The organism is Nocardioides sp. IC4_145 (genome assembly GCF_011250565.1).
In the GTDB taxonomy this organism is placed as follows: Bacteria; Actinomycetota; Actinomycetes; order Propionibacteriales; family Nocardioidaceae; genus Nocardioides.
Map to the genome: position 1 here is coordinate 25779 of NZ_JAANMS010000046.1, position 9531 is coordinate 35309.

The window sequence follows — 9531 nt, forward strand, 5'->3', positions numbered from 1 at the left end:
CCTACTCCAGGACCTCGGCAGCCTCGAGCCACTCCATCTCGAGCTGCTCCTTCTCGGCCGCGAGCTCCTGCAGCTCGGCGCTGAGCCGGGCCAGCTCGGTGTAGTCCTGGGCGTGCTCGAGGACCGCCGCGTTGAGCTCGGCCTCCCGCTCGGCGATCCGCTCCAGCCGCTTGTCGATGCGGTTGACCGCCTTGCGGGCGGCCCGCTCCTCCGCGCCGCCGACCTTCGCCTTGGCCGGCTCCGACGACGAGGACGAGGACGAGGCTGCCGACGAGGAGCCGGCCACCGGGTCGGGTCCCGCCGGCACCTCGACACCCTGGAGGTGCAGGTCGGCCGCGCGCCGCTCGAGGTACTCGTCCACCCCGCGCGGCAGCATCGAGACCTGGCCGTCGCCGAGGAGCGCCCAGACGGAGTCGGTGACCCGCTCGAGGAAGTACCGGTCGTGGCTGACGACGACGAGCGTGCCGGGCCAGCCGTCGAGGAAGTCCTCGAGCACGTTGAGGGTCTCGATGTCGAGGTCGTTGGTGGGCTCGTCGAGCAGCAGCACGTTCGGCTCGGTGAGCAGCAGCCGCAGCAGCTGGAATCGGCGACGCTCGCCACCGGACAGGTCACCGATGCGCGCGGTCAGCCGGTCGCCGGTGAAGCCGAAGCGCTCCAGCAGGGACGTCGCGGTCAGCTCCTGGCCCTCGAGGGTCTTCGTGACGCGGCGGATCGACTCGACCGTGGGCAGCACCCGGCCGTCGGGGTCGAGGTCGTCGAGCTGCTGGGTGAGGTGCTGGAGCGCGATCGTGCGGCCGTGCTTGACCTTGCCCGCGGCGGGTGGGAGCTCGCCGGACAGCAGGGAGAGCACCGAGGTCTTGCCCGCGCCGTTGACCCCGACCAGGCCGATCCGGTCGCCCGGGCCGATCCGCCAGGTGGCGTGGGACAGGAGCTTGCGGTCGCCACGGACCAGGTCGACGTCCTCGACGTCGATGACGTCCTTGCCGAGCCGCTGGGTCGCGAACCGCTCGAGCTCGAGCCGGTCGCGCGGGGGCGGGACGTCCTCGATGAGCTGGTTGGCGGCGTCGATGCGGAACTTCGGCTTCGAGGTGCGGGCCGGCGGACCGCGCCGCAGCCAGGCCAGCTCCTTGCGGACGAGGTTCTGCCGGCGGATCTCGGAGGCCGCCAGCTGGCGCTGCCGCTCGGCCTTGGCGAGCACGAACGCGGCGTACCCGCCCTCGTAGGCGTCGACCTGCCCGTCGTGGACCTCCCACGTCCACTGGCAGACCGCGTCGAGGAACCACCGGTCGTGGGTGACGACGACGAGCGCGGAGGGCCGGGCGGCGAGGTGCTGGGCCAGCCAGGCGACCGCCTCGACGTCGAGGTGGTTGGTGGGCTCGTCGAGGACGACGAGGTCGTGGTCGCCCAGCAGCAGCGCCGCCAGCGAGCAGCGGCGCCGCTCGCCACCGGACAGCCCGACGACCGCCCGGTCGAGCGTGACGCCGGCGAGCAGCACCTCGACGATCTCGCGGGTGCGGCTGTCGGCCGCCCACTCGTGGTCGGAACGACCGCCGAGGACGGCCTCGCGGACGGTGTGGGTGTCGTCGAGCTCGTCGCCCTGGTGGAGGTAGCCGACCAGCAGCCCGCGCTGCCGCGAGACGCGGCCCTCGTCGGGCTCCTCGATGCCGGTCATCACCTCGAGCAGGGTGGTCTTGCCGTCGCCGTTGCGACCGACGATGCCGATCCGGTCGCCCGCACCGATGCCGAGCGAGACGTCGGCGAGCAGCGGGCGCACGCCGTAGGACTTCGAGACGCGCTCGAGGTTGAGGAGGTTGCTCATGAGGGCTACGCGTACTCCACCAGGTGGGCGCCGGCCACCGGTCCGTTGGCGACCAGGACCAGCGGGTGGTCCTGCTCGAGGGCGGCGGCCACCGACCGGGCGTGGTCGGCCGACTCGCAGAGGAACACGCACGTCGGGCCGGACCCCGACACGAGACCGCGCAGCGCCCCGACGCCCTGCCCGCGGTCGATGAGCTCGCCGAGGTCGGGACGCAGGTCGATCGCGGGCAGCTGGAGGTCGTTGTGGAGGACGTCGGCGAGCCGGTGCGGGTCGCGCGTGGCGAGCGCCGCGAGCAGCGACTCGGCCCCGCACGGCTCGGGCGCGGCGTCGGGGAACATCTCGTCGAAGTGGCGGTAGACGGCCGGCGTGGAGAGCCCCTCGGTGGACGGGACGACCACCCACCACCAGGTGCCGTGGTCGGCCACCGGTTCGACGACCTCGCCGTGGCCGGTGCCGACGGCGGTGCCGCCGACCAGAGCGAACGGCACGTCGCTGCCCAGCTGCGCCGCGATCGCCAGCAGGTCCTCGTCGGTGGTGCCGAGGTCCCAGACCCGGTCGAGCGCGACCAGCGCGGCCGCGGCGTCCGCCGACCCGCCGGCCATGCCGCCGGCGACCGGGATCGCCTTCGCGACCGAGACCAGGCCGGTGACCGGTACGCCGTGGTGCCCGGCCAGGAGCGTCGCCGCGCGGTCGACGAGGTTGTCGCCGTCGGCGGGCAGGACGTCGGCGTCGATCCAGTCGGGCACCGCCATCGAGACCCCCCAGGCGTCGGCCGGCGTCGCGGTGACGTCGTCGCACAGGCCGACCGCGTGGTAGACGGTCGTCAGCGGGTGGAGGCCGTCGGCACGCGGTGCGCCGACCCCGAGGTGGAGGTTGATCTTCGCGGGCGCGCGCACGGTCACCGCGCCGGCCACGGGCGTCAGCGGGCTCATGCGGGCGCTCCCGCGGCGGCCAGGCCCTCGGCGATCCGGGCGAAGTCCTCGACCCGCAGCGACTCGCCGCGCGCCAGCGGGTCGACCCCGGCGTGGGTGAGCGCGGCGTCGACCGTCTCGGCCGAGCCGGCCAGCCCGCGCAGCACCCCGCGGAGCGCCTTCCGGCGCTGGGCGAAGGCGGCGTCGACGACCGCGAAGACCTGCTCGCGGGTCGCGGTCGTGGCCGGCGGCTCGCGGCGGTCCCAGGCGACCAGCCCCGAGTCGACGTTCGGCGCGGGCCAGAAGACGTTGCGGCCGATCGAGCCCGCGCGGCGGACGTCGGCGTACCAAGCGGCCTTGACCGACGGCACGCCGTACACCTTGGAGCCGGGGGTCGCGGCCAGCCGGTCGGCGACCTCGGCCTGCACCATCACCAGCCCGCGCTCGAGCGAGGGCAGCAGCTGGAGGAGGTGGAGGAGGACGGGCACGGAGACGTTGTACGGCAGGTTCGCCACGAGCGCGGTCGGCGGGGGGCCCGGGACCTCGGTCACGCGCATCGCGTCGCCGAGGACCACCTCGAACCGGTCGGCCTGCGCCGGTGCGTGCTCGGCGATCGTGGCCGGGAGCGCGGCGGCCAGCCGCTCGTCGAGCTCGATCGCCACGACCCGGCCGGCCACCTCGAGCAGGGCGAGCGTGAGCGACCCGAGACCCGGGCCGACCTCGACGACGACGTCGTCGGCGGAGACGCCGGACTCCCGGACGATGCGACGCACGGTGTTGGCGTCGATGACGAAGTTCTGCCCGCGCTGCTTGGTCGGACGGAGGTCGAGCGCTGCCGCGAGCGAACGCACCTCCGCCGGCCCGAGGAGCCTCGGACCGGCGGAGGTGTCAGACATGGGCCTCAGGTTACTGAGGCAGCCCGAGCGACTGTGAGCAGTGGGGCCAGGAGCCGTACCCGCCCGTCGCCGCACGGAGCTTCTCGGCGATCGCGATCTGGGTCTCCCGCGACTGCTGGTGGGGGTAGCCGGGACCGCCGTACGCCCGCCAGGTCGACAGCGAGAACTGCAGGCCGCCGTAGTAGCCGTTGCCGGTGTTGATCGCCCAGTTGCCGCCGGACTCGCACTTGGCCAGCGCGTCCCAGACGGTGCCGCCGCCGGCGTAGTTCGGCGCCGCGGGCTCGGGAGCGGCCTCCTTGGTGCCGACGCGGACGATCGCGTCGACCGGGCGGCGGGTGACCTCGGAGTTCTTGACGACGCGGCGGACGAGCTCGCCGTTGCGGTAGGTCAGGCGGTACGTCACGTTGCGTGCGCCCTCGCGACCGGCCCGCTCGGTGCTGGTCTCGCCCTCGAGCATCGAGTCGTCCTCGCGCTCGGTCGTGGCGAAGCCGATCGCCTCGCCGCGGACCTTCTTGGTCACGACGCGCACGTCGGTGAAGACGATCTCGTCGCCGTCGGCGATCTCGGCGTCGAGGCCGGGCTCGGTCTCGTCGCGCTCGTCGACGTCCACGCCGAGCTCGTCGAGCGCGTCGGACACGGTGAGCGCGGTGACGGTGCGCTTCTTGAAGGGCTTGTCGGCCAGCTTGACCCGCAGGGTCTTCGGCGTGACGACCTCGAGGGCCATGCCCTCGCGGTCGATCGAGCCCCCACGGCTGACCGAGAGGTCCGCGCCGCGGTAGTCGTCACCGATCTGGCCGAGCGCGCCGGCCACCTCGGTGGCGGTCACCCAGTGCGTGGAGGTGTCCCCGTCGACGGTCAGCTCGACCGGGCGGGCGAAGCGGACCGAGATCTCCATCCCGTCGCTCACCTCCTCCTCGAGGCCCGGCGCGACCTGGTCGCGGCCCGAGACCTCGACACCCTGGTCCTCCAGGACGTCGGCGACGGTCGAGGCCATCGAGCTGACGTCCGAGGACTCCCCGTCGAGGCTGAGGGTCACGGACTTGCTGAGGGCCGAGTAGCCCAGGGTGCTGCCGGCCACGGCCAGCGCCACCACTGCGGCAAGCGCCACCATCACGGGGCGGCTGCGGCCGGCCTTGGTCAGCCATTGAGCGAGCGTGCTGCGCACGATTCTCCGAACGTCGTACTCCCCGGGTCTCGGGCACCAGGGCGCACCCTCCGGGCCGCTCGGAGCGGCCCCTCGGCGGGCTCGAGGGCGGCGTACCGAGGGCTTCCCCACCCGTGGTCGTCCGCTCCTCGCGCACTGGCGTGATCGTTCCCGATCCCGGCCATCAGTCATCCAGCAGAACAGGCATGGCGGATCAGCGCAAACCCTCGTCCACCGTTTCGGACACGGTGTGGGCAGCCTCTCAGCGGGTTGAGGAGGGCTCTCAGGAGCCTGCGGGAGTGCCATCTCGACCCTGCGCGAGTGCCCCTTCGGCCCTGCGGGGGTGCCACTTCGGCGGTCACCACGGGCCGCCGAACGCCTCCTCGGTGGTGGCGTCGAGGGCGAGGCAGAGCGTCTCCAGGTCGTCGCCGCGGACCTCGGCCATCGCCCGGACCGTGAGCGGGACGAGGTAGGAGGCGTTCACCTGGCCGCGGTGCGGGTGAGGGGTGAGGTACGGCGCGTCGGTCTCGACCAGCAGCCGGTCCCGGGGCGCGACGAGCAGCGCGTCGCGCAGCGGCTGGGCGTTCTTGAACGTCACGGTGCCGGCGAAGGAGAGGTGGGCCCCGCGGTCGAGGCAGGCCTTCGCGAAGCCCGCGTCACCGGAGAAGCAGTGCATCACCCAGCGCTCGGGCGCGCCCTCCTCGTCGAGCACGCGCAGCACGTCGTCGTGGGCGTCGCGGTCGTGGATGACGAGCGTCTTGTCCAGCCGCTTGGCCAGGTCGATGTGCCGACGGAACGACTCGACCTGCACCGCGCGACCCTCCTCGCCGGTGCGGAAGTGGTCGAGACCGGTCTCCCCCACCGCGCGGACCTTGTCGTGCGCGCCGGCGAGCGCCTCGATCTCGGCCATCGCGGTGTCCAGGTCGGTGCCCTGCTCGGCCAGCCGCGGCGCCTCGTTGGGGTGCAGCGCGACGCCGGCGACGAGCGCGTCGTACGTCGCCGCCGCCTGGACCGCCCACCGGGCGCCGCGCAGGTCGCAGCCGATCTGGACGATCCGCGGCACGCCGACCGCGGCAGCCTCGGCGATCGCAGCGGTGGGGTCGACGGGGCCGGCGGCAGGATCCCGGGTGATGTCGAGGTGGCAGTGGTTGTCGACGACGGGCGCCGGCAGCGGGTCGGGGACGGGTGGACGGCTCACGTGCCGGCCACCCGCTCGAGGATCGCCTCGGCGAGCGCCTCGGGCGCGTGGGTGGGGATCCAGTGGGAGACGCCGTCGAGGACGACCAGCTCGTACGGCGCGTCCACGTGGTCGCCGGTCAGCTCGGCGCCGCGTCGGTCCAGCGCCGTGTCGCCGGTGCTCCACACCAGCGTGGTCGGCACCCGGACGGTCCGGCCGACGACCGACCGGTCCGACAGCGGCAGCGCGCGGTAGTAGCCGAGCGCGTGCGGCAGCGCCCCGTCGTCGACGACCTCGCGCTGGACGCGCTCGACGTCCTCGCGGGACATGCCGGTGGCGATCATCGCCCGCTCGAGGAAGCGCCCGCCGGAGGCTGCGAGGAGCAGCTCGGGGAGGCGGGGCAGCTGGAAGAGGCCGATGTACCAGGAGCGCAGCGCCTGGGGCGACGACGTCATCGCGCGCTTGAAGGCGGCCGGGTGCGGGACGGAGACGGCGGTCAGCGTGCGGACCAGGTCGGCGTGGACGCCGGCGACGGTCCAGGCGACGATCGCGCCCCAGTCGTGCCCGACGAGGTGGACGGGCCGTCCGATCGTCCGGATCAGCGCGGCGACGTCCCCGGCGAGCAGCTCGGTCCGGTAGTGCGTACGGCCCTCGGGCCGCGCGCCCGGCGAGTAGCCGCGCTGGTCGAGGGCGTAGGTGCGCAGGCCGGCCGCGTGCAGCAGCGGCTCGACGTGCCGCCACGACGTGGCCCGCTCGGGGAAGCCGTGCAGCAGGACGACCGGGTCGCCGTCCTCCGGGCCGCTGTCGTGGACGTCGAAGACCAGACCGTCGTGGTGGAACCGCTCCAGGCGCGTGCTCATGCCTTCCCCTCTCCCCGGTGGACCAGGTCGTACACCTCACGCTTCGGCACCCCGGCCAGCCGGGCCACCTCCACGATCGCCTCCTTGCGGCTCGTGCCCGCCGCCTCCCGCTCCGCGACCGCCGCCCGCAGGCTCGCCGGGTCGTCGCCGACGAGCGCCACGGGCACGGCACCGGCGACCACGACGGTCACCTCGCCGCGCACGCCGTCGGCCGCCCACACGACGAGGTCGGCGAGCGGGCCGCGGCGCACCTCCTCGTGGGTCTTGGTCAGCTCGCGGCACACCGCGGCCGGCCGGTCGTCGCCGAACGCCTCGGCCATCGCGACCAGCGCCGCCTCCGTGCGGTGCGGCGCCTCGAAGAACACCATCGTCCGCTCCTCGGCCGCGAGACCCGCCAAGCGCCGCGCCCGCTCGCCGGCCTTGCGCGGCAGGAAGCCCTCGAAGCAGAACCGGTCCACCGGCAGCCCCGACACAGCGAGCGCGGTCAGCACCGCCGACGGCCCCGGCACGGCGGTGACGTGGACGTCGTGCTCGACCGCGGCGGCGACCAGGCGGTAGCCGGGGTCGGAGACGCTCGGCATCCCCGCGTCGGTCACCAGAAGCACCCGCTCGCCGGCGAGCAGCGCGTCGAGCAGCTGCGGGGTCCGGGCGGTCTCGTTGCCCTCGAAGTACGACACGACGCGGCCGCCGACGCTGACGCCGAGGTCGGTGGTCAGCCGCTTGAGCCGGCGGGTGTCCTCCGCGGCCACCACGTCGGCGGTGGCCAGCTCGTCGGCGAGCCGCGGCGGCGCGTCGGCCACGCGTCCGATCGGGGTGGCGGCGAGGACGAGCACGCCGGTCGAGGGGCCGGTCATGCGCCGATCATGGCAGGGCGGTGCGGACGGGTACCGGCCAGGCGTGCCCCCCTCCGACACCTCGACCTCCGCGCCCACCCGCACGGCGGCCACCCGCACCGACCTGGCTCGCCGCGTGACCGTGACCGTCGCGGCGGTCGCCTGCGTGACCGGCACCCTCGTCGGCACGGGTGTGGTCGGCACGCCGGTCGCCGACACCGCGGGCGGCGCGCTCTCCGACGACGCCACGCTGCTGGCCCCGGCCGGCCCCGCGTTCTCGATCTGGTCGGTGATCTACGCCGGCCTGGCGGCGTACGCGATCTGGCAGTGGCTGCCCTCGCAGGCAGCGTCGTCGCGGATGCGCGCGACCGGGTGGCTGGCGGCCGCGTCGATGGTGCTGAACGCCGGCTGGTTGCTCGTCACCCAGCAGGACTGGGTCTGGGGCAGCGTCGTGGTGATCGTCGCGCTGCTGGCCGTGCTCGTCGAGCTGGTCCGCCGGCTCCACCGCGACCCGGCCACCTCGAAGGTCGAGCTCGTGGCCGTCGACGGGACGTTCGGGCTGTATCTCGGCTGGGTCGCCGTCGCGACCTGCGCGAACACCGCAGCTGCGCTCGCCTCCGACGACATCGCGCTGTCCACGCTGCCGTCGGCGCTGGTCGTCGTGCTGGTGGCGGCCGCCGGCGTGGGCATGTCCTGGGCGTTCGGCGGCCGGTGGGCCGTGGCGGCCGCGATCACGTGGGGCCTGGGCTGGCTCGCCTACGGCCGCGTCGCGGAGGAGCCCGACTCCACCCCGGTGGCCGTCGTGGCTACCGTCGCCGCCGTGGTCGTCGTCCTCGCCGTTGTCGCGCTGCACCGTCGCTCCCCCGCTGCTTCCGGCTCCGCGGCCAGCACCCGGGACGCGTCCGCGGCGGCAGCCCGGTGACCAGCTGGTCGCCGGTCGCGTCCGGCCTGGCAGCGATGCCCGAGGCGCTCGCCGCGATGTGGGCTGAGCGCCACCTGTGCTCGTTGACGACGCTGCGCCCCGACGGCCGCCCACACGTCGTGCCGGTGGGCTGCGCGCTCGACCTCGAGCAGGACTGCGCCTGGGTCATCACCGGGCCGGACTCGCGCAAGGCGCGCAACCTGCTCGCCGCGCCCGGCCCGGTCGCCGTCTGCCAGGTCGACGGCGCCCGGTGGTCGACGCTGGAGGGCACCTCCGAGGTCACCGACCGCGCCGACGACGTGGCGCGCGCCGTCGAGCGCTATGCCGCCCGCTACCGCCAGCCGCGCGAGAACCCCCAGCGCGTGGCGCTGCGGATCTCCGTCGACCGGTTCCTGGGGTCGCGCGGGCTGTTCTGACCGGCGGCAGGTCGGTGCGCGTGCTCGACCAGCGCGGGTCGAACCGGACCAGTCCCGCCACCGCCAGCGCCCCGAGCAGCAGCCCGGCGACGGAGACGTACGGCGACACGAGCGCCCAGCGCAGCAGCACGCCCTGGTAGCCGGTGAACGCCAGCCCCTCGTCCACCACCCGCGCCTCGACGGCACCACCGGGCTCGGGCGCCGGACCGCCGTACCGGTCGCTCACCTCGCCCTCCATCTCCACCGTCAAGGTGGAGGAGTCGGTGGCGCTGCTGAGGTCGGGGTCGGTCCAGGTCCCGTCGCAGGTCTGCGGCCGGCCGGGCGGCGGGCCGGTGCGGCACTCGGCGTCGGCCGGCACCCGGACCGTCACGACGCGCTCGTCGGTCCACGCCGACGCGGTCCCGTGCATGAAGAACCACACCGGGGCGCCGAGCACCACCAGCGAGACGGCCACGACCAGCGACCAGAGGAGGGCGCGCACCAGGCGCGGGTGCTGGACCGGGTGCTGGGGCGGGCGGCGGGTCACGCCCGCATGGTGGCAGGGCTAGACGCC

10 protein-coding genes are annotated in these 9531 nt (G+C 74.5%); 3 read left to right on the plus strand and 7 right to left on the minus strand.

All coding sequences use genetic code 11. The features are described 5' to 3' along the window. Window position 1: 1 nt before the first annotated feature. The 7 genes from G6553_RS17220 to rsmI all read right to left on the minus strand — a co-directional run bounded on the left by G6553_RS17220 (window position 2) and on the right by rsmI (window position 7661). Entirely contained in the window at window positions 2–1819 is a 1818-nt protein-coding gene (locus tag G6553_RS17220) for an ABC-F family ATP-binding cassette domain-containing protein (RefSeq protein WP_166195761.1), read from the minus strand. A gap of 5 nt (window positions 1820–1824) precedes the next feature. Continuing rightward, the gene (locus G6553_RS17225; RefSeq protein ID WP_207619928.1) at window positions 1825–2751 is read right to left on the minus strand and encodes a 4-(cytidine 5'-diphospho)-2-C-methyl-D-erythritol kinase; all 927 of its coding nucleotides are present in this window, start codon (window positions 2749–2751) and stop codon (window positions 1825–1827) included. Next, entirely contained in the window at window positions 2748–3626 is an 879-nt protein-coding gene (gene rsmA / locus G6553_RS17230) for a 16S rRNA (adenine(1518)-N(6)/adenine(1519)-N(6))-dimethyltransferase RsmA (RefSeq protein ID WP_166195763.1), read from the minus strand. Before rsmA ends, G6553_RS17225 begins: the two co-directional genes overlap by 4 nt. Window positions 3627–3636: 10 nt before the next feature. Then, window positions 3637–4791 (minus strand): transglycosylase family protein, encoded by a 1155-nt coding sequence (locus G6553_RS21870; RefSeq protein ID WP_347565782.1) that lies wholly within the window; start codon window positions 4789–4791, stop codon window positions 3637–3639. A 337-nt stretch (window positions 4792–5128) separates the two neighbouring features. Then, complete coding sequence (locus G6553_RS17240; RefSeq protein WP_166195765.1) at window positions 5129–5968, minus strand: TatD family hydrolase; 840 nt, start codon at window positions 5966–5968, stop codon at window positions 5129–5131. Next, a complete protein-coding gene (locus G6553_RS17245; protein WP_166195767.1) occupies window positions 5965–6807 on the minus strand; it encodes an alpha/beta fold hydrolase in 843 nt (280 codons plus the stop codon). Before G6553_RS17245 ends, G6553_RS17240 begins: the two co-directional genes overlap by 4 nt. Next, on the minus strand, window positions 6804–7661 hold the full coding sequence (rsmI, locus tag G6553_RS17250; protein ID WP_166195769.1) for a 16S rRNA (cytidine(1402)-2'-O)-methyltransferase: 858 nt from the start codon (window positions 7659–7661) through the stop codon (window positions 6804–6806). Before rsmI ends, G6553_RS17245 begins: the two co-directional genes overlap by 4 nt. Window positions 7662–7704: 43 nt before the next feature. On the opposite strand from rsmI, the gene G6553_RS17255 reads away from it, so the two are divergent. The 3 genes from G6553_RS17255 (at window position 7705) to G6553_RS17265 (ending at window position 9526) form a co-directional block, all read left to right on the plus strand. Continuing rightward, on the plus strand, window positions 7705–8562 hold the full coding sequence (locus G6553_RS17255) for a tryptophan-rich sensory protein (RefSeq protein WP_207619929.1): 858 nt from the start codon (window positions 7705–7707) through the stop codon (window positions 8560–8562). Continuing rightward, window positions 8559–8978: a PPOX class F420-dependent oxidoreductase gene (locus G6553_RS17260; RefSeq protein ID WP_347565783.1), complete on the plus strand. Its 420-nt coding sequence runs from the start codon at window positions 8559–8561 to the stop codon at window positions 8976–8978. The genes G6553_RS17255 and G6553_RS17260 overlap by 4 nt, the downstream gene beginning before the upstream one ends. Before the next feature lie 143 nt (window positions 8979–9121). Then, the gene (locus tag G6553_RS17265) at window positions 9122–9526 is read left to right on the plus strand and encodes a hypothetical protein (RefSeq protein WP_166195771.1); all 405 of its coding nucleotides are present in this window, start codon (window positions 9122–9124) and stop codon (window positions 9524–9526) included. The last annotated feature ends 5 nt before the right edge of the window (window positions 9527–9531 follow it).